Genomic DNA, 26410 nt, shown 5'->3' on the forward strand with positions numbered 1-26410 from the left:
CTATTATTAGCGAATCACTTTTTTCAATACCGCTAACAATTGCTCAGGATTAAATGGTTTAACAATCCACCCTGTTGCTCCAGCAGCTTTACCTTCTGTTTTTTTATCAAGCCCTGACTCTGTGGTCAGCATTAGTAGTGGTGTAAATTTATAATTCGGTAAGCTACGCAGCTCGCGAATAAGAGTAATGCCATCCATGACAGGCATATTCACATCAGAAATAACCGCATCAAAACCTTGTTGCTTAGCGATATTTAGTGCTTCGCTACCATCTTTTGCTTCTGTTACATCGAAGCCTGCTTTTTTTAGTGTAAAGCTGACCATTTGGCGCATTGATGCAGAATCATCGACAGCTAGAATTCTCTTCATAAAAACCTCTTAATTGGCATTTTCAAGCACAAGATAATGGCTTAAACCCAAACTAGTAATTGCTTGTTGCAAAGGCTTGCTTTCACCAATCCATATGATTTTGTGTTGTACTGAAAGCAAATGTTTTTGCAGCGCACATAAAAGCTGAATTGACGCCGTATCAGCTCGTGTCACTTCACTAATATCAAGACAAATATCGTCATTCGCAGACAATTCTTGTAGCAAATCTTGATGGAGTGTTTCGACCTGAGTAATGGCTAATTCAATAGGGAGCTTTAACATTATTTGAATCTTCCCTGCTTAAAACAATTCATAATAAAAGCTTAGACTGACTAAACGAAATTGCCATAAATTGCTTTAAAAAATAGTAAATTTTTTTAGTAGCTTAGCGAGTTATGGCAAAAAATGTATTTACTATTGTTAGCTAATATCGCAAGGCAAATGCTTTATTCTGCATAATAGTCTGCTATTAACTTAAACTCCTCCGTTAACTTGCTAGCATCTACTAATGGCACATTACCTTGCTTAAATTGTGGTTTGAAAATAGCTCTAACAGAGCCTGTAGGATCAACTAAAACAACTGATGCACTATGATCAACTGCGTATTCTTGCTGATCGCTATCGTTAATTGCGTAAATTAAGCCTAACTCTCTTACAAATGGAAAAAGTTGTTTATGCGGACCTGAAACAGCAAGAAAGTTAGGATTAAAGTAATCAATATAAGCTTTACGCTTTTCAGTTGTGTCACGCTTTGGATCAACAGCAACAAACCATACTTGTACTTTGTAATCTTGACTTAACTGTTTTTGAATCGCGGTTAGTTTTGCCAGTGTCATTGGACAAATATCTGGGCAACTGGTGTAACCTAGAAAGACCAAATTCCAATGATCCATAAATTGGCTGTTATCTGCAGGCGCACCATGTTGATCAGTTAATAAAAAAGGACTAATCGGTTTCGCTTGCTCATAAACCAGCGCTTCCACCTCAGGGACGCTATTATTTTTTTCACATCCAGCAATAAATAACACCAAGCCCATAAATAATAAAGCGACTATTCGCGTCATAAAACTAACCATTTATCAATAAATAAGACAATAAAGAGTAGCATTAAATGCACAATTGAAAAACGAAATAAGTCCATTGCAGTATCATCTTTAGGTGCTATTTTCAGCTTCAGCGCCTTATAAATGAAAACAGCATTTAGTATGCTCGCCCCAAGCAAATAAATTAGCCCTGACATACCAATTAAGTAAGGGAGTACACACACTAACGCGAGTAAAATGCTGTAAGCCACTACACATGTTTTACAAAATTCAATACCGTGAGTAACTGGCAGCATCGGAATTTTTGCCCGCTCGTAATCACTTTTACGTGCAATCGCTAATGCCCAAAAATGTGGTGGGGTCCAGGTAAATATAATCATCACCAATAACCATGGTGCAGCAGCCATATGGCCCGTTTCAGATACCCATCCTAACAGCGGTGGCATAGCTCCAGCCAAACCACCAATAACAATATTTTGCGGTGTGGCACGCTTTAAAAATGAAGTGTAAATAAAGGCATAGCCAACAAGCGCAAACAAAGTAAGAATGGCTGTAAGTGTATTCGCCCAAATCACAAGCATCATAAAACCTATTACGCCAATCACTCCAGCAAAGCTCAAAGCGTGCTGTTTACTGAGTCGACCTTTTGCCACAGGGCGATGGCGCGTACGTGCCATTTTACTGTCGATTTCACTATCAACAACATGATTGATCACAGCAGCTGCGGCCGACAGCAAGCCAATGCCTAGCAAGCTTGCAAGTTGCACAAATACTCCTCGCCCAACATCAGGAGCTAATGCCAGACCAACCCATGCTGTGAGTACAAGCATGGCAACCACTTTAAATTTACTTATAGCTAAGTAATCTTTAAGTAACTCTGAGCTTTGAATAAATAATGATTTTTCTGAGCTTAGTAATAATGCCATCACAGCCTCCTAGGTTCTTATTTTTAAGTGGAAGCATAGTCTTACCATGCTAAGCAGTAACAATGCGGCCATTAGGTTGTGCGCAAGCGCAACACTTAATGGAAAGTGCCAGTGCACAACAGCTAGACCTAAACAGATTTGGCACAACAAAGCGATTAATACAGTGACGGTACAGTGCTTAATTTTTCGTGAGTAACAGCGTGAATATATGCGCCACATGATCAGCGCTAACACTACACAAGTAACCAGCGCCCAAATACGATGCAGCAAATGAATAGACATACGCGCTTGCTGCGATAGCACACCATATTCATAGGTACTGTGCTCGAGCGGTAATTGAAAAACGCTCTTCAAAGAAAACGGTTGTCCGTAGCTACACAGCGGTAAGCCATTGCAATGTGGAGCTGCATAATTCGCCGCAAGCCAGCCACCCAATGCAATTTGCAGTATAAGCACCACCAAGCCCACCAGCGCTAACCGGTAATATGGCTTTGCGCCGCTATCACTGCTAGCAACAGGTTCGGTCTTTAAACGTAGATACAATAAAAACAGCAACGACAAAATACTAAAACCGCCGAGCAAATGCCCCATTACAACTAAAGGTTGTAGGTTCATAGTGACAGTCCACATGCCCAATACGGCTTGGAATACCACCAGTAATAATAGTGCTAATGGCAGCTTAACCGGCATATTTGGATATTGACGTTTTAAAAATGCAAAAACAAACAAAGCTAAAATTAATAGGCCAAGGGCACCGGCAAAATAGCGGTGGATCATTTCTTTCCATGCTTTTGCAGCCTCAAACATCATATCAGGGTAGTTTTGCTCAACATGTAACAGAGCAGTTTCATGTTTTGGCACGGTTAAAAATCCATAGCACCCAGGCCAGTCAGGACAGCCAAGCCCAGCATCACTCAGCCGTGTATAAGCACCAAGCCCAACAACTAAGATAGAGAAGAAAACCGTAATTAAGACTAAATATTTATAATTTTTATACATCTTTATCCCCTTAATGAGGTTTAACTTGAACGCGCATAGTTAAGTAGTTTCTTTAAGTCTTTAAGTAAGCCTTTTTGAATCAGTCTGTTTTGTTCTGGCTCAGCCGTGTAGGGGTAATGCAAAACCACTAAGCCCATGTGATCAACTAAATATAGGTCTCCCGCTTTGAGTGCAGGACTTACTGCTAATTGACGCCAATTTGCCGATACCTGCTGTTGATTTGTCAGTACCGCCACATCCACTTTTTGCTGATTTTTACCTAAAGCGACATATAGGTTATCTAGACTGGCTAATTGGCTTGCACAAACATCAGTGCACTCTTTTGGATAATTAAGCGCAATAGTCCATTGTTTAGGTTCGCCTTGTTGCCAATCAACTAGCTTCACTTCTTCACTTAAAAGCTCACCATGATTACTCGAACCACTCGGTAACCACTCAAGCTTTAATGCTGCATATGCAAGTGCCAACGGCACAAAACAGCACAAAACGAACAAACTAAGCGGGTTTATTTTCATAACCTCTCCTTCTCATCGCAAAAAAAGCAATAACTACACACGCTAAGCCGATTAATAACCACTGCACGGCATAGGCGTAATGTTTATCTGGCCCCATCACGACACTCTGGTAATGCGGGGTTGCAATACCATCTGCTTCATTACGATAACCAATAAAGTCTTGTAAGGGCTTTGCTAATTGAGTACTAAAAATTGTTAAATCGATGCCTTGAATACGCTTAGGCCAGCCTTGTTCTGCACCAATCTCATCGGCAAGTGTGAAGCCTTGTAAGTTGCCTTGTTTCAATTGCACTGTGGCCGAAAACCTTGTTGATTCTGGCCACTCAACGGTTGGTAACAGGTTGCGGTTTACAGGAGCTTTTAGCCAACCAAAGTTAACGATTATAGGCGCGGTTTCGCCGGTAATTGTCATAGCTACTAGTAAGTCATAGCCCACTTGCCCCTGATAAATTTGATTATCAAGCAGCCAGTACTGTTGTTTATTTACCTCGCCAGAGACTTTGACTTGCAAGCCCGTTTTGTTCAGCTCTCTAGGTAAATTTTGCAGCTCTTGCCAGCTCAAAACTCCTTGCTCTTTCGAAACGGCTAACTGACTTAGTTGCTGCTGTTTTTGCTCGCCTCGCTGGTATTGCCAAACGCTGAGTCGTAAACAAATAAGCACTGCAAGTATCACAACGCAAATTGCGATAATTGAGCTAAGCTTTTGTTTGCGCCATAAAATTAACTGCATTTGGAATACCTAATATGATTAAAATCATTATTGTTTTGTTATTACTTTATATTCTGTTCAACCTGTTTAGAGCGCTGTTTGTGATGATGTCAGCAAAAGAGCACTCGAAACCCATGTCGCATTATTTAGGTCGTCGAGTGCTGTTTTCAGGTATTGTGCTGGTGCTCATCATTGCCGCAATGAAATTAGGCTTTATTCACACCAACCCGTCGCCGCTTCACAAAGCTACAGCACGTACACAAATACAAATAAACACAACCACACCACATCAACAAAGTGCCAATACCAAGCAGCTGCTTGAAAGGCAAAGTGCTTTTCACTCGTGAAGTGGCCTTTAAAAATTCTTAGTAGCACTACAAATAAAATAATGGTTCCAAGTGTCACGTGCATACCGTGAAAGCCCGTTAACAAGAAAAAGGTATTCCCATAAACGCCCGCATCTAAGGTCAAACCTAGATCTTGATAAGCATGCATATACTCATAAACTTGTAAGCCAAGGAAAATCACACCTAATAGCACGGTTAAAGATAAAAACACCTTCAGGGCGCCGCGCTTATTGTTTTCAATAGCAACATGAGCAAAGTGAATTGTGACCGACGAGGTAAGTAGAATAAGCGTGTTGATCAATGGTAGACCTTGCCAGCCCATAGCTTGTGTGGTCTCGCCCGCTGGCGTAGTTAATAGCGGCCATACGGCTTCAAAGGTTGGCCAGAGTACTTCATTGGTCATAGCATTATTACTTGCGCCACCAAGCCAAGGCACCGAAATCATACGGGCGTAAAATAGTGCGCCAAAAAATGCCATAAAGAACATAACTTCAGAGAAGATAAACCAGCCCATACCTTGTTTGAATGAACGATCCATTTGCGCTGAATAAAGCCCTTTATGAGACTCTTCAATAACGTTTTTAAACCAGCTAAAAACCATATAGATTAATATGGCAATGCCTAGATACAACACATACTGGCCACTACTGCTCTCACCACTTACTTGCATCACTGTTAAACCAGCACCAACAGCAATTAAAAACATCGCGATGGCGCCAACTATTGGCCAAGGACTCTCGGCTGGAACATAGTATTTTTCATAATTTTGATTCATTTTGTTTGCTCCCAATTAGCAATTAGCTTGGCGGCTTTTAATCGTTTTTAGCCACAACATGCCCGCTAATATCAAACACGGTATACGACAACGTCAGTTCCTCAACATCGTCGGGTAACTCAGTATCAACATAAAACAACAAGGTAAACTCCATTTCTTCACCGGCTTTCATTGGCTGCTGATCAAAGCAAAAACAGGCGATTTTATGTAAGTACTTTGCCGCTTTACCCGGTGATACTGATGGAATTGCTTGCATGACTTTGTCTTCATTACTGGTGTTTTTCGCTGAGAATTTAACTTCACGCATGGCACCAGGTTGTACTGCCACACTGTATTGCTCAGACTGCACCTTAAATGGCGCGCCGCTTTGAGCGTGAGTGGTAAAGCTGACATCAACTTGACGCTGTGTATTTATTGATTCACTCGCGCTCGCTTTTTCTAATGATGGCTTACCATTCAACCCTGTAACGTCGCAAAACACGTCGTAAAGCGGCACCATTGCAAAAGCAAAAGCAAACATGAGCAAGCATGTAATCAGCAGTTTTTTTAGCAAAGGTGCATGGTTCATTACTTAATCTCCGGCGGTGTTTCAAAGGTATGATAAGGTGCTGGAGAATCGACTTCCCACTCTAAACCTTCAGCTCCATCCCATACTTTGGCAGGCGCTTTTTCGCCCCCTCTGGCACATTTAAATACCACCAACACAAACAACAGTTGCGATAAGCCAAATGCAAAACCACCAATACTGATAATGGCGTTAAAGTCAGCGAATTGCAGTGCATAGTCAGGAATACGACGCGGCATACCGGCAAGGCCAACAAAGTGCATAGGGAAGAACAACACGTTGACACTGATTAGCGATAACCAAAAATGCCATTTCGCCAGCGTTTCGTTATACATGTTGCCGGTCCATTTCGGTAACCAGTAGTAGGCCCCCGCCATAATTGAGAACACAGCTCCTGTCACAAGCACATAATGGAAGTGTGCCACCACAAAATAGGTATCATGATATTGAAAATCTGCCGGTGTAATCGCAAGCATCAAGCCAGAGAAACCACCTAAGGTGAATAACACAATAAAGGCGATGGCAAACATCATCGGAATTTCGAAGCTAATTGAACCGCGCCACATGGTGGCCACCCAGTTAAACACTTTAACGCCCGTTGGCACCGAAATGAGCATGGTGGCGTACATGAAAAACAACTCGCCTGCCACAGGCATCCCAGTGGTAAACATATGGTGTGCCCAAACGATAAAACTTAGCAGCGCAATCGATGAAGTTGCATACACCATAGACGCGTAGCCAAATAGCTTTTTGCGCGAGAAGGTAGGTACGATAGTCGATATAATGCCAAAGGCTGGTAAAATCATGATGTACACTTCAGGGTGACCGAAGAACCAGAAAATGTGCTGGAACATCACAGGGTCGCCCCCACCGGCTGCATCAAAAAAGCTGGTTGCAAAGTATTTATCGGTCAACACCATAGTGACCGCCCCTGCTAAAACAGGCATAACAGCAATTAACAAAAATGCAGTGATTAACCATGTCCAAACAAATAGCGGTAGCTTCATCCACGTCATACCCGGCGCTCTTAGGTTGACGATGGTCACGATAACGTTAATCGCCCCCATAATTGAGCTGATACCCATGATATGTACAGCAAATACAAACAGTGCGGTGTTGTCGTTACTGTAAGTGGTGGAGAGTGGTGCATAGAAAGTCCAACCAAACGCAGGACCGCCACCCGGCATGAGTAACGAAGCTAAGAGGATTAAAAATGCGAAAGGCAATATCCAAAAGCTCCAGTTATTCATACGTGGTAAGGCCATATCCGGTGCGCCTATCATCATAGGTACCATCCAGTTTGCAAGCCCAGTGAACGCGGGCATAACGGCACCAAACACCATGATCAAGCCATGTACGGTAGTCATTTGATTAAAAAAGTGCGGATCGACTAACTGTAATCCAGGCTGAAACAGTTCAGCGCGGATCACCATTGCCATTGCTCCACCAATTAAAAACATGGTGAGTGAAAAAATCAGGTATAAACTCCCGATGTCTTTATGATTGGTGGTGTAAAGCCAACGCTTAAAACCTTTAGCTGGGTAATGATGGTCGTGATGCGCATGCCCAGTTGCTTGCTCGTTAATAACGTTACTCATTAGTTCGCCTCCGCTGCTGCATCAATCGCGGCTTGAATTTGACTCGGTTGGATAACATCGCCGGTGTCATTACCCCACGCGTTTCGCTTATAAGTAATAACCGCAGCAAGTTGCTTAATTGAAAGCTGTTTATCAAACGCTTGCATTGCTGTGCCAGGCTTACCGTGTAACACAATATCTATGTGATCTTTTACATCACCTAATACAATCGGGCTGCCTTTAAGTGCTGGAAATACGCCAGGTAGGCCCATACCGGTAGGTTGGTGGCATGCAGCACAACTAGCCATGTAGACTTGCTCACCCAAGGTCATAAGCTCTTCTTTCGGTAATGTTTGATCAAGCAAAGCAGCATCCGCTGCGGCCGCATTGGCTTTTTCTTGCTTAGCATCTGCAAGCCAATTAGCAAATTCATCTTCAGGTAAGGCTTTCACCACAACAGGCATAAAGCCATGATCTTTACCGCATAACTCAGCACATTGGCCACGGTACACGCCTGGCTCGTTAATACGTGTCCACGCTTCATTGATAAACCCAGGATTTGCATCCTTTTTAACCGCAAAATCAGGCACCCACCATGAATGAATTACATCGTCTGAAGTCATTAAAAAGCGAACTTTTTTATTGATAGGAAGTACTAGCGGTTTATCTACTTCAAGCAAATAATGCTCAGTTTTCTCTGCTTTGTTGTCTATTTGGTCTTTTGGTGTAGATAGAATCGAGTAATAAGCAATGTCTTCACCCATGTACTCATAATGCCACTTCCATTGTGAGCCCGTCACTTTAATGGTGATATCGGCTTTAGAGGCATCTTCCATGGCAATTAAGGTTTTTGTGGCAGGCACAGCCATGGCGATTAAGATGACAAATGGAATGGCAGTCCAAAGTATTTCAACTTTTGTACTTTCATGAAATTGGGCAGGCTTGGCCCCTTTGGATTTACGGTGGTGTATTAAAGCCCAAAACATCACCGCAAATACGATGATGCCGATTACACAGCAGATAATAAATATCGTCATGTGTAACTCATAAACATTATTACTTATATCGGTCACCCCTTTACGCATATTGTATTGGCTATTTGCCAATGCAAGCTCAGGAAGTGCAAACAATATAAGCCACAAGGCGTAACGCAGTTTACCCATGTGACGGCTCCTTTAGATGCTATTGCAAGACGCAAAGCGAAAAGGCGATACAGCAAGGTGCCCATTCGTTTTTCTTATTGTTCAGAGCGACTACGTATCATTTTGACCCACTTATGATACCGACCCCATGACTAACACCTCGCACATTTTTGTGTCTTTTTATTAATTAGGTGTTAATACAGTGTATTAACCAATTAGTTAAAAAATGACCAATAAGCAAGTTTTAATGATAATAAATGTTTATTTTGGTGCAGAAATAACAACTATAATCAGCGCGTTATTTAATGTTTAGGAGTAAAAACGAAATATAAAAAGAGAGGAAAACTGCGCCATATAAGGCTTTAAATGAAGAGTAAGGATTCACAAATCCTAATTAAGTAGTAAAATTTCAGCGGCGCACCAAATTGAGTCAATTTGATGCACCAAATTGGGAACAGTTACATCCAGTCAGCGTTACGAATAACACCTACCGCTAACCCCTCGATGTTGAACGACTCATGCTCAAGGTCAACCTCAATAGGCGAAAACTCTTCGTTCTCAGCGTGTAAAAGTACTTTGCGACCCGCTTTTTCTAGACGCTTAACTGTTACATCTTCATCGACTCGAGCTACAACTACTTGCCCGTTTTCAGCAACTTGTGTTCTGTGTACTGCAAGCAAATCGCCATCCATAATACCAATGTCTTTCATACTCATACCATTTACACGCAGTAAGAAATCGGCTGCAGGTTTAAATAATGAAGGATCAACTTGGCAGTGGCTTTCAACATGCTCTTGCGCCAAAATAGGTTCACCAGCTGCAACACGGCCAATTAAAGGTAAGCCTAGTTGCTCTGGCTCATCTTCTTCAATTAACTGAATACCGCGACTCGCCCCAGGCTTCATTTTGATCATGCCTTTTTTAGCCAGTGCTTTTAGGTGTTCTTCAGCAGCGTTGGCACTTTTAAAACCTAATGTTTGAGCTATTTCAGCACGCGTAGGTGGCATGCCTGTATCTTTAATAAAGACTTTAATTAGTTCTAAAATTTGCGATTGGCGTTTAGTTAATGGGCGCATACAACTGGTTTTCCATACAGTACATTTAACTGTGAGTATATACAGTTATTTGAAAATCGCAAATTTAAATTAACCCCATCATATTGCTACAAAACTAACATTGAACCACACCGAAAGATGCCATAAGGTATTAGCTTTAATTAGCAGGCTAAGGAAACACAATGAGTATTTGGCACCACCCAATCACGTTAGAGCTTTGCAAAGAGCTAGAACAAGGGATCACCGGTCAAGGCACTTTAATGAAAACTATGGGCATTGAGGTGACTGAAATTGGTGATGATTATTTAATGGCAACTATGCCTGCTATTCCTGAGCATCATAACCCTATGGGTATGGTTCATGGCGGAGCAAACGTTGTATTAGCAGAGACAGTGGCAAGCTATGCAGCCAATTTCGTGGTTGATTTCAATAAGTTCTATGCTGTTGGCCAAGAAATTAATGCCAACCACATGAAAGCGTCACGCAAAGGAACGTTAACAGCAACAGCAAGACCGCTGCATTTAGGTAAGCGAACATCTGTTTGGGATATTAAAATTACCAATGCCGCAGGAGAGCTTTGCTGCGTATCAAGAATGACCGCAGCTGTTGTAGAGCGATAAATTCTGGCTATTTTTCAATAGGATAAATAGTAATTTCAATCCCTGCACCAATTGCTGAGATACGTAACAAGGTGTCGGCATGCAGGGGTTGGTTAAAGCATTTAGGCGAATTACCTGATTCAAAGCCTATATCAAATGTACGCTTTGAGCACGATAACCACTGTTTTAATGCATTGCGCGAGCAAGACTCAATAAGCTCGCAAAGCTGGTTAATGGCTTTATCTGGAGAGCTGATATCTGCGGTTGCTTCAATACGTGCTAGTTGGCGGTATTCATCTTGGTCATAATGTAAAACCATGGCGTTTTTCTTCAAATCAGCAACAAGCGCACTAATATCGTGCTTTGATTCAAGCTCCAGATCTACATTTAAAAATTGAATTTCCGACATACTCTCGTTTTTACCCTCTGTTGATATCGACTGAAACTTTAACTCAGTTTTGTATATATACCAAATCTAGAATACAGTTAATGCGACATTATGCCGCATTGGCAATCTAGCTAAACAACTTAAAATAGCGCCCACATAACAATAATAACGGGGTAATAATGAATAAACGCCTGTTTAAGTATGCTCGTAAAGGGCATAAATGGCTTGGCTACTTACTTGCTTTACAGATCTTTTTTTGGCTCTTAGGTGGGCTGGTAATGAGCTCATTACCACTTGAAAAAGTGCATGGCAAACATTTGGCTAATCGCAGTTTAAGTAGCCCATTTTTATTGTCAGACTACTTAGCATCTGTTGATAAGATAACAGCGCAATTTGAGCAAATTGAAGGTATTAAATATAGCCATTTTTTAAATACCCCGATTATAGAAGTTACATCCTCTAGCGGTACGTTTACTTTTGATGGCAGAACAGGTGCTAAAATGCCTGCACCGAGTAAAGCGCAAATCATTGAAAATGCGCAAGCTCACCTGCTTATTGACGCAAAAATAACGCAAGCGCAGTTATTAACAAAAGGGCCTAGAGAAGTCGGTCACAAAGCCAATGTTTGGCAAATTAGCTTCGATGATTGGCGATCAACAACCTTATATTTAGATAGCCAAACCGGTAACCTTATTACTGTGCGCAGCACCCTGTGGCGCATTTTCGACTTTTTCTGGATGCTACACATTATGGATTATGATGAGCGTGAGAACTTTAACAATCCACTACTCATCAGCTTCTCGGCCACCAGCGTACTATTTTGTATTACAGGAGTTCTCTTGTTACTACAAAACGTTCGAATTAAACGTAAAAAGCCAGCTACACGTGTTGGTCAATCAAAATAGGATTGCCATCTGGGTCGGTGATAATAAAACTCGCGTCACCGGCCTTTTGTATTTCTAATCCTTGTTGCTGAAATTGTGCAGCTAATTGCTCAAAGGTTGCAAATTCATCCAAAGCTTCAGCATTTTGATCCCACCCTGGGTTAAAGGTCAGCATGGTTTTGTCGAACATACCTTGAAACAAACCAATTAAATGTTCACCGTTTTTCATAATTAGCCAATGCTGTTCTATCTCCCCAGCAAACTCGTTGAAACCTAGCTTTTCATAAAACTGCTTTGAAGCACGAATATCTTTGACATTTAAACTCACTGAGAAGGCACCTAATAACATAGTTGTAATTCCTTTAATTAAAACGGCCTAACAACTATAGCTGAGTTGAAAAACTTTTCATTTTTAGAATAGTCGCTCTAAAATAGCGCTTCCTGTAGTTCACTGATGTGATGGATATGCGTTTATTTCTATACTTAGCCCTGTGTTTTATTTTCACTTTTCCTATATCCGCTAAAGAATTTTCGAGCTTTTACAGTGCCAAAAAGCATTTAATTAAGAATCTACCAAGCAACAGTAAAAGCTTATATTGTGGCTGCGACATAAAGCGCCAAGGTAAAAAACTTGTGCCAGATCCTGATGCGTGTGGTTATATTCCTAGAAACCCTGTCACCCGCTCAGGAAAAGAGAATGCCCGCGCAAAAAGAATAGAGTGGGAGCACATTGTGCCTGCCTGGGAGTTTGGTCATCAATTACAATGCTGGCAAGATGGCGGTCGTAAAAACTGTAAAAAGGTCAGTGCGAAATTCCGTCAAATGGAAGCCGACATTAATAACCTTGCCCCTGCTATAGGCGAGATCAATGCTGACCGTTCAAACTTTCGCTACGGCATGGTGTCAACATCAAGTGCAAGTTACGGAGCATGCCCTGTAAAAATCGACTTTAAGCAGCGCGTATTTGAGCCACCCATTTATGCAAGAAAGCAAATAGCCGATACCTATTTTTATATGCAAAGAACCTATGGCTTAAAAATATCAGACAAACAACGCAAGCTATTTGAATCGTGGCAAAAGCTTGAAATAGCTGAAATTAGCAATCGTAAGTTACTCTAATAGTGAAATTCTTATGGGCTTCTAAAGTACAAAAAGAGCTCCGTATTTCACTTCCTGATCTAGAGCGCGAAGTTAACTAACAAAAAAGGCGCAGCTTCAGCTACGCCTTTTACATCATAAGCTTTGGTGAGGGCCAAACACCTCGTAGTGAATGCGTTCACTTGCAACCCCAATACTTAGCAGCTGCTCTTTGATCATTGCCATAAAGGCGATAGGGCCACACAGGTAAAAGTCACCTTTACTAATTGGTAAGCTGTCAGCGATGTGGTTTACATCCATCAAGCCCGCAAAATCGCCCCCCTTGCCATCTTTAAACCAGGTAACACAATGTAATGAAGCGTGCGCTTGTTGTTGCTGTATTAAATACTCTTTAAAGGCAAACTGCGTCTCACTGTCGCAAGCATGTAGATAATGGATTGACTGGTTAGGTTGATTACTTAATAGTGTTTCGAGCATCGCCATCATTGGGGTTTGACCAACACCCGCAGAAATCAATACAACAGGCGAGTCGATTTCGCGAAGCACAAAGTCGCCTGCAGGTGGGTAAATTTCTACCTCATCCCCCTCAGTTAAGCTGTGTAGGTAGTTAGATACCAAGCCTTCTTCTTTCACGCTAATTCGGTAATTGTGGCCATTACTTTGCTGTGATAAAGAGTATTGCCTCACTTGCGTTAAATCACTGTTTGCTGGCGTTACTTTAATTCCTAAATATTGGCCCGGTAAATACGCCACAACAGGCTTTGCATCGGCAGGCGTTAATATGAAACTGCAAATTTGCGATGACTCCATACGTTTTTCTGTAATTGTGAAAGTACGAGTACCAAACCAACCTCCCGGTGCCTTTTTGGTTTTTTGATATAGCGACATCTCCTCATTGATACATACATCCGCTAATAATGAATAGGCTTCACGCCATGCATACTCGACCTCAGGAGTAAATTGTTCTGGCAATAACTCTTTTAAAGTCGCAATCAGATGTCCACCAACAATAGGATAATGCTCTGGCAAAATATGGTAACTGGTGTGTTTATGATTAATGCGCGCAAGCGCACCTTTTAACACTGCCAAGTTATCAATATTTGCCGCGTAGGCAGCTAAGGCATTAAATAGCGCAAATTGCTGAGAGCCCGATTGCTGATGCGTCATATTAAAAATATTTTTAAGCTCTGGGTTGTAGCTAAACATACGATCATAAAAATACTCAGTCACTTGAGGGCCTGCTTGTGCAAGCAACGGCAAAGTACTTTTAACAATCTGGATCGTTTTTTCAGATAACATAGTTTTTCCTATTGGAGAGATTAACCGCGGCGACCATCAACACGACGATTCACTAAGATGGGCGCACAATGAAATAAAAATAAGCTAAAGCCAGCAACCCACAGCAACGCACTTAACTGCCATGCAAGGTGATGACCTAAATAAACGGGAAGTAACGAACGTACAATGGCAGCTATCACAATGAGTACAAATGCCAAACTAATGTACGCAGGGGCTTGTAATGCGCGCCCAGTGTGACCATGAGAGACACGTACCATCATGGCGATAATCATCACACCTATGGTGCCAACAGTGATCAGATGAAGCGCATCTTTGAATAAGATAATTGGGCTGAAATAGCTCAGCGCGACGAGTATTAAACCAACCGATAAAGCCCAATAAGCCACATGTAATGACCATAGCAAAGGCACTTTTAGAATGCCTTTATGCCACCACAAAACACACCTGGCTGAATGTAAACAAGCAAGCCAAGCAAAAACCCAACCGGTGCTCATTGCGCTAAAAAATAGCTGACTCATAAAAAACCACGCAATGGCGAAAAATGAGCTAAATACGACTAATTTATCGAGCTTCGGGGTTCTAACTTGTTCACTTAGGTTAAGGCCGCGCGCGGTAAAAAATGGCACAACTCGCCCAGCCACAACACCAACTAGCAGTGTCATGATAAGTACAGCGGTATCAACAACCCCCAGTGCCAGCGACATTTTATTAAGTACAACTAAGCTCAAAAAAATCACATTGAGCGCACAGAGCAAAGATGCGATGACAACAAATAAGTAGTTATGGCTGCTTTTTGCCTGTATCAGCATGTCAGCTAGAATAATAATTCCAGCTAGCCACCAAACGAGTTGTAGCGCACTAACAATATAAAGGTTTAGCTGCTCGAACCCTGCAATCTCAATAAAAAAACTAAACCTTGCAGCAAGCCAAATCATGCTAAGCAAACAAAGCTTAATACCACTTACACTCGCCACACCTGTCCATGTTTGTGCGGCGGTTAGCAAAAAGCCCATGGCAACCACGCCTGCAAAGCCAAACAGCATTTCGTGAGCATGCCAAAGCGTTGCGGGCATTGTTAGGTGCCACTGTGCATAGCCCGCCAAGATTAAAAACCAGTAACTCATAGCAAATACAGCTAAGGCACCTGCCGCCAAGAAAAAAGGCCGAAATGCTAATGCCCATAACGGCCACTGGCTGAGTTGATAAAATTTGATCTTAGTTGGCATAGGTTCAGTTAAATTAATGACTTTCATTCGTGCTCTCAGCGTTTAATTTCCCCAGCTATTGCACAGTTCAAGCCAAAAATAAAAACCATTAAATATCAACACATTAAATTTGGACGCTTGATAAATAAGTCAAAATGACACACCATTAAAAGCATCAATAAAACACATTCAGGTCAAATTGACATGATGCTCAAAAAATCCCTTCTTGATGTTGCACTTGCACTTACCAAAGCAAGCAGTGTTGATCATAATTTCAGTTATCTGTTGAGTTGCATTAATGATTGGCTTGAATGTGATGCAGTTGCCTTATTATTGAAACAAGGCGATGTGTTAAAGCCCGTAGCCCTTCATGGGTTGTCGGACGATACGTTAGGAAGACGCTTTAAAATAGCGGAGCATCCGCGCTTATTTGAAATATGCCGTGGCAGTGAACCGCTAAAATTTGCCAAAGATTGTGGCCTACCCGACCCCTACGATGGTTTATTACAAAGCCAGCATGGCGACTTTCCTGTTCATGCCTGCATGGGCGTGCCGCTGCTAAGTAGCAAAGATAACAACGAACTATTGGGTGTTTTGACCTTTGATAGTTTAGATGAACATGCCTTTGACGCTTTAGCAATGAACGAGCTCAATCAACTAAAACAGCTAGCTGCAGGCTATGTTGAGCATGCCCTAACCTTGCAGCATTTTATGCAACACGCACAGCACAGCCATCAAGTTGCGCAGCAGCTTAACCTTGAGGCACTAACACGAGAAGGTGTCGAAATTATTGGTAATAGCCAAGCAATGCAGACCCTTAAAAATGATATTCAGCTGGTGGCTGCCTCAGAATTTAGCGTTTTAATACAAGGTGATACAGGCGTCGGTAAAGAACTCGTTGCGCGCAATATCCATTTAAACTCAAAACGCCGTGACATGCCGTTGATCCACTTAAACTGCGCATCGTTACCAGAGAACTTAGCCGAGAGTGAATTTTTTGGTCACAGTAAAGGCGCATTTACTGGCGCACATACTGCTCGCCAGGGTAAGTTTCAACTCGCCGATGGCGGCACGCTATTTTTAGATGAAATCGGCGAACTTCCGCTTGCCATGCAAAGTAAGTTATTGCGTGTATTACAAAGTGGTGAAGTACAAACGGTGGGGGAAGATCAAAGCCGTTATGTTGATGTCAGAGTGATTGCAGCAACCAATCGCGATTTAAAACAAGAAGTCGCTGCGGGGCGCTTTCGTGCAGATCTTTATCACCGATTAAGCGTTTACCCATTGCATGTTGCACCACTAAAAGAGCGCGATAACGATGTTATTTTATTAGCAGGCTTTTTTATTGAGCAAACATCTAAAAAACTGGCAATTAAGCAACTTAAGCTTAGTAGCGATACACAATTACTACTGCGTCAATATGATTGGCCAGGCAATGTGAGAGAGCTTGAACATGTGATCAGTCGCGCAGCACTCAAAGCCAAACAACAGCAATGGCAACAAAGCATTGTCACAATCGAGCCTGAACATTGTGATATTGCTAAAACCGCCGTTGCCGCACCAAGCCCTGTTGCAGTTAACGAACAAAAAGCCACTCGCTTATCGCTGAAAGAGGCAACTGACGCTTTTAGTTATCAATTGATTATGCAACAACTTGAACTACATAACCTAAACTGGGCTGCCACAGCACGTAGCTTAAGTGTTGATAGAGCCAACCTTGTGCGCCTAGCCAAACGGCTAGGCATTAGCGTTAAAAAGTCTGTTTAAGCTTTTAAATCTTTAAAATAGGCTTTTAAAAGCTGACTAAATGCTTGGACTTTGGCTGTGCGATGCACCAAGTGATGCGTTACCAGCCAAAGATCCGTTGGCCAGTTTAGCTCTTTAGGAAGCACTGGCAGCAGATCAGGGTATTGGCTTGCCACTTCATGCTGTAAACCACCAATTCCTAAGCCCCTCACAATCGCCCTTGTAGCTTCTGATGTTTCAGACACCCGTAGCTTAATTTGCGAAGATTCAATGTGTTGATCAACCCATGCAAAATAAGGCACTTTACCGTTATAGCCAGCCACCCCAGAGACAAAACTATGCTGCTGCAACTGCTCAATATTCTTTGGCATGCCATACTTTTCAATATAACTTTTAGAGGCATAAAACCCTGACGAAAGTTCAGCTAAATGCTGGGCAATATAGTCGCCTTCATCAGGCCGAGGACCTGCTCGCACGGCAATGTGTGCCTGACCGTGATCAAGACGTAAGCGGTTTTGATCAAGAATAACTTCGAGCTGCACTTGCGGGTGCAGGCTTTGAAACTGTTCGCAGACATCACTAAGCACATCAATAAAACCACTGACCGTAGTTAATAATAAACTGCCTCGCAGTTGGCTATCAGCGGCAATAATATCGTTGTGAAGTTTTTCAAGTTCAGCGTTAATCGATTTTGCAGTCGCAAACAACTTAGCGCCTATTTCTGTCACTGTATAGCCACGGGCATGACGGTGGAATAACCGCGCATCAAGGTTATCTTCTAAATTGTTGATTCTTCTAAGCACTGTGCTGTGATGAACACCTAACGATTCAGCAGCAGCGGTTAACGTGCCAAGTCTTGCCACTTCAAAAGCGACTTTTACATCTTGCCAATCATCAAATTGAATCGCCATAACGGCTCCTTGTGTGCATATACGCACATAAGTTTTGCGTTTATTTGGCTTTTCTGCAAGCTGTTTTTTGCTACAGTGAGTATATCAACAGTGAAGCTTAAAAAAGGAAGCCATCATGACAGCACCAAAAATTATTGCCCTAGCAGGCAGTCTACGTAAAGACAGCTTTAATCAAAAACTGATTAATGAAGCTGCGCGCTTCGCCCTCGAAAGTGGTGCTGAAGTAGAAGTGATTAAATTAAGCGATTTAAACTTACCTTTATTTGACGAAGATATTGAAGCGCAAGGTACACCTGCTGGCGCACAATTATTGAAAGATAAGCTTCGCGCAGCTGACGGTATTTTATTAGCAAGCCCAGAATATAACGGCTCAATTACAGCACCACTTAAAAACGCAATCGATTGGGCATCTCGTACAGAGCAAGGTGCAGTGCCTGCTTTTCGAAATAAAGTCACAGCACTTTATGCATCGTCACCGGGTGGTTTAGGTGGCTTACGTGGTTTAAATCACGTACGTGATATTTTATCGGGTATTGGTAGTTTAGTGCTTGCAGATCAACTTGCAGTGCCTGCTATCCACAGCAAATTAGATGAGCAAGGCCGCATCAGCGATGCTGATACAGCCGATAAAGTTGCCAGCCTTGCCCAGCAACTTGTGAGCGTAGCGAGCAAATTAAATAAATAATTGCTAGCCTAGTTTTATCGCTACTAACTTAGTTTTGTCGCTGCTAACTTAGCAGCGATAAAATCTTCATGGGTTACATACAATAAACTTGCGACACGGCGAATAACCATTTCTTCATGCTTATCTAAATTGCCATCTGCGTAGGCTAAACGCCACAAAAGCTCGATGATATCAATACGCTGCTCGGCGCTGCACTGGGCATTAATTTGCTTTGAAAACTGAAAATAATCTATTGCATCATCTAGGCTTTGCGATGCACTTGCAACTAACTCTTGAACCTCTTCCTCGTTAAGCGAGAAATACTTCTTTAAGGTCTCATTCAGGGTCTGTTGCTCATCATCTTGTAACTCATTATCTGCACGCATAACCTCAATCAATAACGCAGCAACGGCGGTTTTTAGGTCATGCTCAGTAATGCTAGATTGGGTATCATTCAGCGCTGAAAACAGCTGTTTTATTTTATTGAGCATCACATTTTCCCTTTTTGGGTGTTAGACTACATGTAAGACGTAACGTTACCTTAGTTTGACTATGGATGCTAATTCAGGTTCAACATCACGATGAAACAAGGTATTAATCACATGGAGTTAAGTGTTTATGAGTGAACTGAGAAGTACACAAGCACTATTAATTAGCGCCGTTTTAATGTTAGCGGTGTGCAGTAATGCGCAGGCAGCAAAAGGCGAAACCGAAAAGCTCTATGACTTCGACGAAAAAGTCCATTACTACCAAACTAAATTGGCCGACGGCCGCTACCATCTCGAAATTCAGTCTGACGACTACAAGCACTTTCGCAATCAAAGCGTATTCTTACTGCGCCATGCCAGTCGCTTATGTAGAGACAAACCATTTATGCTAAGAGTGACTGATGGAGTGCAGGAATATGAACGTTTTCCAACTAAACCTCGCGCCTATCAGCCCCCTTTAACGGTTGTTTTACAGTGTGAAGACGAAGCTAAATAGTACTAGTCTTCATATCCCCACGGCGTGCTTGGCGGCGTGATAGGTTTAGTTAGGTCAAAATCAACGCGAAACTCACGTCCTTCACGCACTAAGCGATACGTAAATTGCTTTGGATAAATATACATTTGCCACGTGTTACCCATTGATTGGGGAATACCTTGGCTCACAAACAACTCTTTTGAGTATTGATCAGCCGGGAACGACTGTGCGTTAGCAAAACCCGCATCAAGGGTATGGCCACCATACATGGTTGATTTATCATCGCTGCCATCTTTATGACGATGGTCATGCTTTAAACTAAGTCCACTGCCCGTTTTTGTGATGATCCAAGTTCGAGATGCATCATCCCCTACATGAAATGGCACTTGTAACTCACGCTCGTTACAACGACGTACATGCATTACTAACTTTTTGCCCGCAAATGAGCTCGGGCCAGCTGCGTTATCAACGCTCACTTTACCTTCGTAAGCTTTACCGCAATGGGCAGCGATATTATCAAAAAAGCCATCATGGCTTGGAATTGACACTAAAGGTGCAGGTCGTGCAGCCGCTACTGATGATGCTGCCACGAGCATCGATGCCACTAAATATTTCATGGTGTGTTCCCTAAATAAAACTTCAGTCTAGGCTAATGGTTTAAAGGCCATAAAGAAAACAATTACGATAAATAACAAAAAAACGCGGCCTTGGCCGCGTTTAGGTTCACATGGAAAAACAGGTTATTGCCAAGGGCGTTCTGCTGCAAGTTGCTGCTCAAAGGCATCAATTTGGCTGTTAAGTGTTTCAGTCACACCGATAAAGTCCAAGCCACTTAATAAACGCTCTTTGATGTCATGGCGAATATCAAAGTGAATAGTGTCAAACTTATCGCTACGAAGTTGTTGGTTTTCTAAATCAACTTCGATATTAATATCATCATGCTGTTCACTCAGTACAAATAATTGCTCAAGTGTTTCTGCAGGTAATGCGATAGCAAGCATTTGGTTATTGCCGCAGTTGTTAAAGAAAATATCAGCAAAGCTTTCCGCTAAGATCACTTCAAAACCATATTGCTTTAATGCCCATGGCGCGTGCTCTCGCGATGAACCACAACCAAAATTGTCGCGAGTTAAAAGAATTTGCGCACCTTGATAACAAGGGCGATTCAAAATAAACTCAGGGTTTGGCTCGCCGTTATCTAAATAACGCCAATCGTAAAAAAGTGCCGCATCAAAACCATCACGGCTGGTCGACGTTAAAAATTGCTTTGGAATTATTTGGTCAGTATCAACATTGTTTTTATCTAACGGGGCCATTAAGCCACTAAAAAATACACTCATTAGGCTTCTCCTCTGATATCAACAAAACGACCATGAATTGCCGCTGCCGCAGCCATTGCAGGGCTCACTAAGTGAGTGCGGCCACCGCGACCTTGGCGACCTTCAAAGTTACGATTTGATGTAGAAGCACAGCGTTTACCTGCTTCTAATCTGTCGTCATTCATTGCTAAGCACATTGAACAACCTGGCTCACGCCATTCAAAGCCAGCTGCTTTAAAGATATCTGCAAGGCCTTCGTCTTCGGCTTGTTTTTTAACAAGACCTGAGCCTGGAACAATCAGCGCTTCAACACCCGCTGCAACCTGCTTACCTTCAACAATTTGCGCAGCAGCACGTAAATCTTCAATTCGGCTATTTGTACATGAGCCAATAAATACGGTATCAACAGTCGCAGAAGACAATTTATCACCGGCTTTTAAGCCCATATATTTTAGTGCGCTACGGATTGCATCAGCTTTGATTAGGTCTGGTTCTTGCTCAGGATCAGGAATGAATTCATCTACGCCAATCACTTGCTCAGGGCTGGTACCCCACGTAATTTGCGGTTGAATATCAGCAGCCTCTAATTCAACAACATGATCAAACTCTGCGCCTTCATCAGTTTTTAGTGTTTGCCAGTAGGCAACGGCACTATCAAAGTCAGCACCTTGTGGTGCAAATGGGCGACCTTTTAAATAATCATAAGTTGTTTGATCTGGTGCGATTAAACCCGCTTTTGCGCCCATTTCAATACTCATATTACAAAGCGTCATACGCGCTTCCATAGACAGCGCTTCGATCCCTTCACCACAAAACTCAGCAACATAGCCAGTACCACCCGCAGTGCCTAATTTACCGATCACTGCCATGATTAAATCTTTGGCAGTAACGGTTGGACGTAGGCGACCATTTATTTGAATTTTTAATGACTTGGCTTTTTTCTGCTGCAGTGTTTGAGTGGCTAGAACATGCTCAACTTCTGAAGTACCAATACCGTGCGCTAGTGCACCAAATGCACCGTGGGTAGAGGTATGGCTGTCACCACACACTATGGTTGTGCCCGGTAAGGTAATACCTTGCTCAGGCCCCATTACATGCACAATACCTTGATTAATCGAATTTAAATCATAAAGTTGAATACCAAACTCTTTACAGTTTGCATCCAGTGCCATTAATTGATTTTTCGACACATCACTCGCAGCATCTAATGAACGGCTTTTTGTTGAAACGTTATGGTCCATGGTCGCAAAGGTTTTTTCTGGGCAACGTACTTTACGGTTTTTCTCACGTAAACCAGCAAAGGCTTGCGGCGATGTAACTTCATGAACTAGGTGACGGTCGATATAAAGTAAATCGGTTTGATCATTTATGCTGGCGACTACATGAGCTTGCCAAATTTTATCGTATAAGGTTTGGGCCACTTGCTATTCCCTCATTTTAGTTACGCTGAGTGACGAGCTCAGCGCAAACAATTTTTAATTAAATACGTGCCACAATTGCCGCAGCAACATCACTGGTGGTGTACCCTGCATTTGGGTAGATATCTGGCGTACCAACACCTGCTTCAACCGCTTCTGCCACCGCTTTTTCAATCGTACGAGCCGCTTCATCTTGCCCTAGTGAGTAACGCAACATAAGCGCAGCACTTAAAATTTGTGCGATTGGGTTTGCAACCCCTTTACCAGCGATATCAGGTGCTGAGCCACCAGCTGGCTCATACAAACCAAAGCCAGACTGATTTAAACTCGCTGATGGTAATAAGCCCATAGAGCCGGTGATCATCGCGCACTCATCAGACAAAATGTCACCAAATAAGTTATCGCAAAGTAATACATCAAACTGACTTGGCTGTTTAACTAACTGCATTGCCGCGTTATCAACATAAATGTAGTCAAGGCTTACCTCTGGGTAGTCTTTGCTCACTTCAGAGACCACTTCACGCCAAAGTACGCTGGTCGCTAACACATTCGCTTTATCAACCGAGGTAACATGATTACTACGCAGCTTAGCGGCTTCAAATGCAAAGCGTGCGATGCGCTCAATTTCTTTACGTGAATATGTTTGGGTATCGAAAGCGGCTTCTTGCTCACCTTCGCCACTGCGGCCTTTTTCACCGAAATAAATACCACCGGTTAACTCGCGCACACATAAGATATCAAAGCCTTGTGCACTGATATCTGCACGCAGCGGTGATGCAGCACTTAGTGCTGGTAATAATTGTGCTGGGCGTAAATTACAGAACAAACCAAAATGCTTACGCAGTGGCAACAGTGAAGCTCGCTCTGGTTGCTCGTTAGGTGGTAAGTTTTCCCACTTAGGACCACCTACCGAGCCAAATAAAATCGCATCGGCATTTTCACAAGCACTCAATGTACTTTGCGGCAGTGCCTGACCAAACTCATCAATGGCAGCACCACCAATCGCGTGGTGATGACGAGTCAAAGTAAAACCAAATTTTTCGCTTACAGCATCCAAGACGGTTTCTGCTGCTGCCATAACTTCTGGACCAATCCCGTCGCCTGCTAATACTGCGATACTGTAATTCGATTGACTCATCCTGCTTTCCTCTGTTGTTTTAAATCAGACACTTTTTGTGCACGATAAATTAAGTTATAAACGCGGATCATAGCGCGTACCGACGCTTCTACCACATCCGCTGCAATGCCCGCGCCGTGATATGGGCGACCATCGTATTTAGCGATAATATTCACTTGTCCTAGCGAGCTGGCGCCTTGGCCTGTTGCTTCTAGATTATATTCAATCATCTCAACCGACATACCCGTTAAGCGCTCAATTGCTAAGAATGATGCTTCGACAGGGCCGTTACCCGTTGCTGCCTCTTGCTTAGACTCGCCATCAATTGTCATGCCGATTGTTGAACTCGCCACCGATTGTGAGTTAGACGTAGAGTTAACAAACTCAAGTTGGTACTTCTCGTCTTTATCTTTGATTTGATTAAAGTAAATCATCGCTTCTAAGTCGTAGTCATACACAGTACCTTTTTGGTCTGCTAATGCTAAGAAGCTGCTGTATAAGCTATCCATATCGTAATCAGATTTTTGATAGCCTAACTCTTCTAAACGATGCTCAATAACATGACGACCTGAACGCGAAGTCATGTTTAATTGATTATTAGGTACACCGACACTTTCTGGCGACATAATTTCGTAAGTGTTTTGGGCTTTTAATACGCCGTCTTGGTGGATCCCTGAGCTGTGTGCAAAGGCATTTTCACCAACAATTGCTTTGTTTGGTTGTACTGGCATATTACAAATCTTCGCGACTTGACGCGAAGCACGGTAAATTTCTTCACTACGAATATCGGTATGCACTTTTAAGTGGTCTTCACGCATCTTCATGATCATCGCAACTTCTTCAAGCGAACAGTTACCTGCGCGCTCACCAATACCATTAATCGTACATTCGATTTGGCGAGCACCGGCTTGTACCGCTGCGATTGAGTTAGCAACCGCTAAACCTAAATCGTTATGGCAATGCACGCTTAAACGCGCCTTGTCGATATTTGGCACATTGTTCATTAAGTGATGGATCATCGCAGCATATTCGTCTGGCGTTACATAACCTACGGTGTCAGGTAAGTTGATAGTTGATGCACCCGCATCAATAGCTTTTTCAACGATGCGGCATAAATCCCAATGCGGTGTACGACCAGCATCTTCACACGAAAACTCAACGTCATCGGTGTAGTTACGCGCAAGTTTAATCGACTTAACAGCCATTGCCGTTGCATCGTCTAAGCTCATACGTAATTTGTGTTCAAGGTGTAATGGGCTGGTTGCAATAAATGTATGAATACGGCCCTGCTCTGCCGGGCGAAGCGCTTCACCACATGCTTCAATATCTTTTGCTACTGCACGTGCTAAGCCACAAATAATCGGCCCTTTCACTTCTGTCGCAATGCGCTGTACAGAGCGAAAATCTGCTGGGCTAGATACCGGAAAACCCACTTCCATTACATCCACATTTAAGCGGCTAATGGTATGCGCAAGTTGAATTTTGTCGTCTTCGGTTAGGCTTGCTTTTAATGCTTGCTCACCATCACGTAACGTTGTGTCAAAAATCCAAACCTTATCTTTCATAAACTGTCCTCGTTCCCAATGACCCATTAGCGAGATAAAAAAAACCCCGCGGTTGCGGGGTTTTTTAATGTTCTACAAATGCAAATACACTAAGCCCCGCTCACTGATTTAAGCAGTAAGAGGTTTAGTTTTAATGTAATTGAATGTGTAATTTGCATCTTAATTTACTAAATGTGTGTTCAGTGGCTGTATTTTTAACATTCAAAAAACCAGCTTGCAAGCATAATTTTTCCACAAAATCGATTTTCAAATCGCGTTAATGAAATTAAAAATCCATAAAAGCACGCTTTAAAGGTTAATTAAACCCAATTGAATGCATTGAACGTTTAAAGTTTCGGAAGGTAAAGCTTCTATTGCTTAGATTAACTTTTAAATGTGATAGTTATCACATACACATAAAGTAACAGTACGAGGAAAAAATCTAATTATTTAGTGAGGTGCTCTAAAAACATCATTGATTCTCACGCCACTGCGCTTGACCAGAGCCAAGCTCATGTAATACACGACCTGTGAACCCTGCTGAAGGTGTATTTGATAGCCACACTTTTATTTCACCGGTCTCACCCATACCAATAATTAAATAGGGTTTTACATCGTTAAAAACTTTACCTGTGTGCGCAGTGAATGGGGGTAAGTTTTTAACTAATTTATATCCCGCCTTATCTATGGCCACTTCACCGTAATAAATTCTATTTTCTGATTTATCGAGCCATTCAACCGCCACTTTTTCCGGGAATTTTTGGTCGTACAAACTGACTGTACCGCCAGCCTCAGCATAACAACACTCAACTGCCCCTGATGGTATGCCCCATGTATCATCAAATACCACTGAGCGCCCCCAAATAGCATTTCCATTCTCAGTGCCTACGCCTGCTACCATGTAATCTATTTTTCCCGTTGACGAGCAACCTGCTAAAAACAAAGCGCAAGCAATTGAGATGAGTGGTTTTATAAACTTGTCCATCGTCGCTAAATGCATTTTAATAATTCTCACGCCATTGCGCTTGCCCTGAGCCAAGTTCATGTAATACTCGCACTGTGAACCCTGCTGAAGGTGTATTTGATATCCACACTTTTATTTCACCAGTTTCTCCCATACCAATAATTAGGTAGGGAAAAATCTCGTCCTCAACTTCACCTGTGTAATAACTAAAATTAGGTAAGTTTTTAGCTAATTTATATCCCGCTTTATCCTGTCTCTTATACACATCT

The 26410-nt window shown here is 42.4% G+C and carries 31 protein-coding genes and 1 pseudogene; 7 read left to right on the top strand and 25 right to left on the bottom strand.

The annotated features are described in order from the left end of the window. Window positions 1-6: 6 nt before the first annotated feature. The 7 genes from JIG37_RS01005 to JIG37_RS01035 all read right to left on the bottom strand — a co-directional run bounded on the left by JIG37_RS01005 (window position 7) and on the right by JIG37_RS01035 (window position 4582). Complete coding sequence (locus tag JIG37_RS01005) at window positions 7-369, bottom strand: response regulator (RefSeq protein ID WP_054554446.1); 363 nt, start codon at window positions 367-369, stop codon at window positions 7-9. Window positions 370-378: 9 nt separating this feature from the next. Further along, window positions 379-651, bottom strand: a complete 273-nt coding sequence (locus JIG37_RS01010; RefSeq protein ID WP_199528412.1) for an STAS domain-containing protein — start codon at window positions 649-651, stop codon at window positions 379-381. 164 nt (window positions 652-815) lie between these two features. After that, entirely contained in the window at window positions 816-1433 is a 618-nt protein-coding gene (locus tag JIG37_RS01015; protein WP_054554448.1) for an SCO family protein, read from the bottom strand. Beyond that, window positions 1430-2338, bottom strand: a complete 909-nt coding sequence (gene cyoE, locus JIG37_RS01020; RefSeq protein ID WP_054554449.1) for a heme o synthase — start codon at window positions 2336-2338, stop codon at window positions 1430-1432. The genes JIG37_RS01015 and cyoE overlap by 4 nt, the downstream gene beginning before the upstream one ends. Window positions 2339-2347: 9 nt before the next feature. Beyond that, window positions 2348-3337 carry a COX15/CtaA family protein gene (locus tag JIG37_RS01025; protein WP_054554450.1) on the bottom strand — a complete coding sequence of 330 codons (990 nt, stop codon included), beginning with the start codon at window positions 3335-3337 and terminating at the stop codon, window positions 2348-2350. Between the two features lie 20 nt (window positions 3338-3357). Next, window positions 3358-3852, bottom strand: a complete 495-nt coding sequence (locus JIG37_RS01030; protein WP_054554451.1) for a hypothetical protein — start codon at window positions 3850-3852, stop codon at window positions 3358-3360. Continuing rightward, complete coding sequence (locus tag JIG37_RS01035) at window positions 3833-4582, bottom strand: SURF1 family protein (protein ID WP_138601011.1); 750 nt, start codon at window positions 4580-4582, stop codon at window positions 3833-3835. Before JIG37_RS01035 ends, JIG37_RS01030 begins: the two co-directional genes overlap by 20 nt. A gap of 14 nt (window positions 4583-4596) precedes the next feature. Here JIG37_RS01035 and JIG37_RS22915 point away from each other — a divergent pair, with 14 nt between their 5' ends. Beyond that, window positions 4597-4908, top strand: a complete 312-nt coding sequence (locus JIG37_RS22915) for a DUF2909 domain-containing protein (RefSeq protein ID WP_138618448.1) — start codon at window positions 4597-4599, stop codon at window positions 4906-4908. Here the strand turns inward: JIG37_RS22915 and JIG37_RS01045 are convergent. From JIG37_RS01045 to lexA, 5 genes are all read right to left on the bottom strand, one after another. Further along, window positions 4808-5683: a cytochrome c oxidase subunit 3 gene (locus JIG37_RS01045; RefSeq protein WP_138601007.1), complete on the bottom strand. Its 876-nt coding sequence runs from the start codon at window positions 5681-5683 to the stop codon at window positions 4808-4810. The two genes, JIG37_RS22915 and JIG37_RS01045, sit on opposite strands and share 101 nt — an antisense overlap. Before the next feature lie 37 nt (window positions 5684-5720). Next, window positions 5721-6251: a cytochrome c oxidase assembly protein gene (locus JIG37_RS01050; protein ID WP_054554454.1), complete on the bottom strand. Its 531-nt coding sequence runs from the start codon at window positions 6249-6251 to the stop codon at window positions 5721-5723. Further along, the gene (gene ctaD / locus JIG37_RS01055) at window positions 6251-7846 is read right to left on the bottom strand and encodes a cytochrome c oxidase subunit I (protein ID WP_199528413.1); all 1596 of its coding nucleotides are present in this window, start codon (window positions 7844-7846) and stop codon (window positions 6251-6253) included. Before ctaD ends, JIG37_RS01050 begins: the two co-directional genes overlap by 1 nt. Next, window positions 7846-8988, bottom strand: a complete 1143-nt coding sequence (gene coxB / locus JIG37_RS01060) for a cytochrome c oxidase subunit II (RefSeq protein ID WP_199528414.1) — start codon at window positions 8986-8988, stop codon at window positions 7846-7848. Before coxB ends, ctaD begins: the two co-directional genes overlap by 1 nt. A gap of 437 nt (window positions 8989-9425) precedes the next feature. Continuing rightward, window positions 9426-10043, bottom strand: coding sequence for a transcriptional repressor LexA (gene lexA / locus JIG37_RS01065; protein WP_054554457.1), 618 nt, complete (start codon window positions 10041-10043; stop codon window positions 9426-9428). A 161-nt stretch (window positions 10044-10204) separates the two neighbouring features. Between lexA and JIG37_RS01070 the strand changes: the two genes are divergently transcribed. Beyond that, window positions 10205-10642 (top strand): hotdog fold thioesterase, encoded by a 438-nt coding sequence (locus tag JIG37_RS01070; protein WP_054554458.1) that lies wholly within the window; start codon window positions 10205-10207, stop codon window positions 10640-10642. A gap of 7 nt (window positions 10643-10649) precedes the next feature. On the opposite strand, the gene JIG37_RS01075 is transcribed toward JIG37_RS01070, so the two are convergent. Then, window positions 10650-11030, bottom strand: a complete 381-nt coding sequence (locus JIG37_RS01075; protein ID WP_199528415.1) for a hypothetical protein — start codon at window positions 11028-11030, stop codon at window positions 10650-10652. A 158-nt stretch (window positions 11031-11188) separates the two neighbouring features. Here JIG37_RS01075 and JIG37_RS01080 point away from each other — a divergent pair, with 158 nt between their 5' ends. Next, the gene (locus JIG37_RS01080) at window positions 11189-11914 is read left to right on the top strand and encodes a hypothetical protein (RefSeq protein ID WP_199528416.1); all 726 of its coding nucleotides are present in this window, start codon (window positions 11189-11191) and stop codon (window positions 11912-11914) included. Here JIG37_RS01080 and JIG37_RS01085 read toward each other — a convergent pair. After that, window positions 11889-12242: a VOC family protein gene (locus JIG37_RS01085; protein WP_054554461.1), complete on the bottom strand. Its 354-nt coding sequence runs from the start codon at window positions 12240-12242 to the stop codon at window positions 11889-11891. The genes JIG37_RS01080 and JIG37_RS01085 overlap by 26 nt on opposite strands. Before the next feature lie 116 nt (window positions 12243-12358). Here JIG37_RS01085 and JIG37_RS01090 point away from each other — a divergent pair, with 116 nt between their 5' ends. Further along, complete coding sequence (locus JIG37_RS01090; RefSeq protein WP_199528417.1) at window positions 12359-13012, top strand: endonuclease; 654 nt, start codon at window positions 12359-12361, stop codon at window positions 13010-13012. A gap of 114 nt (window positions 13013-13126) precedes the next feature. Here the strand turns inward: JIG37_RS01090 and hmpA are convergent, their stop codons facing one another. Continuing rightward, window positions 13127-14290 carry an NO-inducible flavohemoprotein gene (hmpA, locus tag JIG37_RS01095; RefSeq protein ID WP_199528418.1) on the bottom strand — a complete coding sequence of 388 codons (1164 nt, stop codon included), beginning with the start codon at window positions 14288-14290 and terminating at the stop codon, window positions 13127-13129. Window positions 14291-14310: 20 nt separating this feature from the next. Then, window positions 14311-15543: an NnrS family protein gene (locus JIG37_RS01100; protein ID WP_054554464.1), complete on the bottom strand. Its 1233-nt coding sequence runs from the start codon at window positions 15541-15543 to the stop codon at window positions 14311-14313. Between the two features lie 156 nt (window positions 15544-15699). Here JIG37_RS01100 and norR point away from each other — a divergent pair, with 156 nt between their 5' ends. Next, window positions 15700-17262 carry a nitric oxide reductase transcriptional regulator NorR gene (norR, locus tag JIG37_RS01105; protein WP_054554465.1) on the top strand — a complete coding sequence of 521 codons (1563 nt, stop codon included), beginning with the start codon at window positions 15700-15702 and terminating at the stop codon, window positions 17260-17262. Here norR and JIG37_RS01110 read toward each other — a convergent pair. Beyond that, complete coding sequence (locus tag JIG37_RS01110) at window positions 17259-18152, bottom strand: LysR family transcriptional regulator (protein WP_199528419.1); 894 nt, start codon at window positions 18150-18152, stop codon at window positions 17259-17261. The two genes, norR and JIG37_RS01110, sit on opposite strands and share 4 nt — an antisense overlap. Before the next feature lie 115 nt (window positions 18153-18267). Between JIG37_RS01110 and JIG37_RS01115 the strand changes: the two genes are divergently transcribed. After that, window positions 18268-18837: an NAD(P)H-dependent oxidoreductase gene (locus JIG37_RS01115; RefSeq protein ID WP_138600997.1), complete on the top strand. Its 570-nt coding sequence runs from the start codon at window positions 18268-18270 to the stop codon at window positions 18835-18837. A 23-nt stretch (window positions 18838-18860) separates the two neighbouring features. On the opposite strand, the gene JIG37_RS01120 is transcribed toward JIG37_RS01115, so the two are convergent. Further along, window positions 18861-19307, bottom strand: coding sequence for a TerB family tellurite resistance protein (locus JIG37_RS01120; RefSeq protein ID WP_054554468.1), 447 nt, complete (start codon window positions 19305-19307; stop codon window positions 18861-18863). A 175-nt stretch (window positions 19308-19482) separates the two neighbouring features. Between JIG37_RS01120 and JIG37_RS01125 the strand changes: the two genes are divergently transcribed. Beyond that, window positions 19483-19800, top strand: coding sequence for a hypothetical protein (locus JIG37_RS01125; protein WP_244664329.1), 318 nt, complete (start codon window positions 19483-19485; stop codon window positions 19798-19800). Between the two features lie 2 nt (window positions 19801-19802). Here JIG37_RS01125 and JIG37_RS01130 read toward each other — a convergent pair whose 3' ends face one another. The 7 genes and pseudogenes from JIG37_RS01130 to JIG37_RS01160 form a co-directional block, all read right to left on the bottom strand. Then, the gene (locus JIG37_RS01130; protein ID WP_199528421.1) at window positions 19803-20396 is read right to left on the bottom strand and encodes a hypothetical protein; all 594 of its coding nucleotides are present in this window, start codon (window positions 20394-20396) and stop codon (window positions 19803-19805) included. 123 nt (window positions 20397-20519) lie between these two features. Then, complete coding sequence (gene leuD / locus JIG37_RS01135; protein WP_054554473.1) at window positions 20520-21119, bottom strand: 3-isopropylmalate dehydratase small subunit; 600 nt, start codon at window positions 21117-21119, stop codon at window positions 20520-20522. Then, window positions 21119-22519 (bottom strand): 3-isopropylmalate dehydratase large subunit, encoded by a 1401-nt coding sequence (gene leuC / locus JIG37_RS01140; RefSeq protein ID WP_199528422.1) that lies wholly within the window; start codon window positions 22517-22519, stop codon window positions 21119-21121. Before leuC ends, leuD begins: the two co-directional genes overlap by 1 nt. 58 nt (window positions 22520-22577) lie before the next feature. Then, window positions 22578-23654 carry a 3-isopropylmalate dehydrogenase gene (gene leuB / locus JIG37_RS01145; protein ID WP_054554475.1) on the bottom strand — a complete coding sequence of 359 codons (1077 nt, stop codon included), beginning with the start codon at window positions 23652-23654 and terminating at the stop codon, window positions 22578-22580. Further along, entirely contained in the window at window positions 23651-25198 is a 1548-nt protein-coding gene (gene leuA / locus JIG37_RS01150) for a 2-isopropylmalate synthase (protein WP_054554476.1), read from the bottom strand. Before leuA ends, leuB begins: the two co-directional genes overlap by 4 nt. A 451-nt stretch (window positions 25199-25649) precedes the next feature. Beyond that, the gene (locus tag JIG37_RS01155; protein WP_348535064.1) at window positions 25650-26192 is read right to left on the bottom strand and encodes a DUF2931 domain-containing protein; all 543 of its coding nucleotides are present in this window, start codon (window positions 26190-26192) and stop codon (window positions 25650-25652) included. After that, window positions 26179-26410, bottom strand: a pseudogene (locus JIG37_RS01160) (DUF2931 domain-containing protein); the annotation flags it as partial. The gene JIG37_RS01155 and the pseudogene JIG37_RS01160, both read right to left, overlap by 14 nt.

It is taken from the genome of Pseudoalteromonas sp. bablab_jr010, from assembly GCF_016464105.1.
Classification (GTDB): Bacteria; Pseudomonadota; Gammaproteobacteria; order Enterobacterales; family Alteromonadaceae; genus Pseudoalteromonas; species Pseudoalteromonas simplex.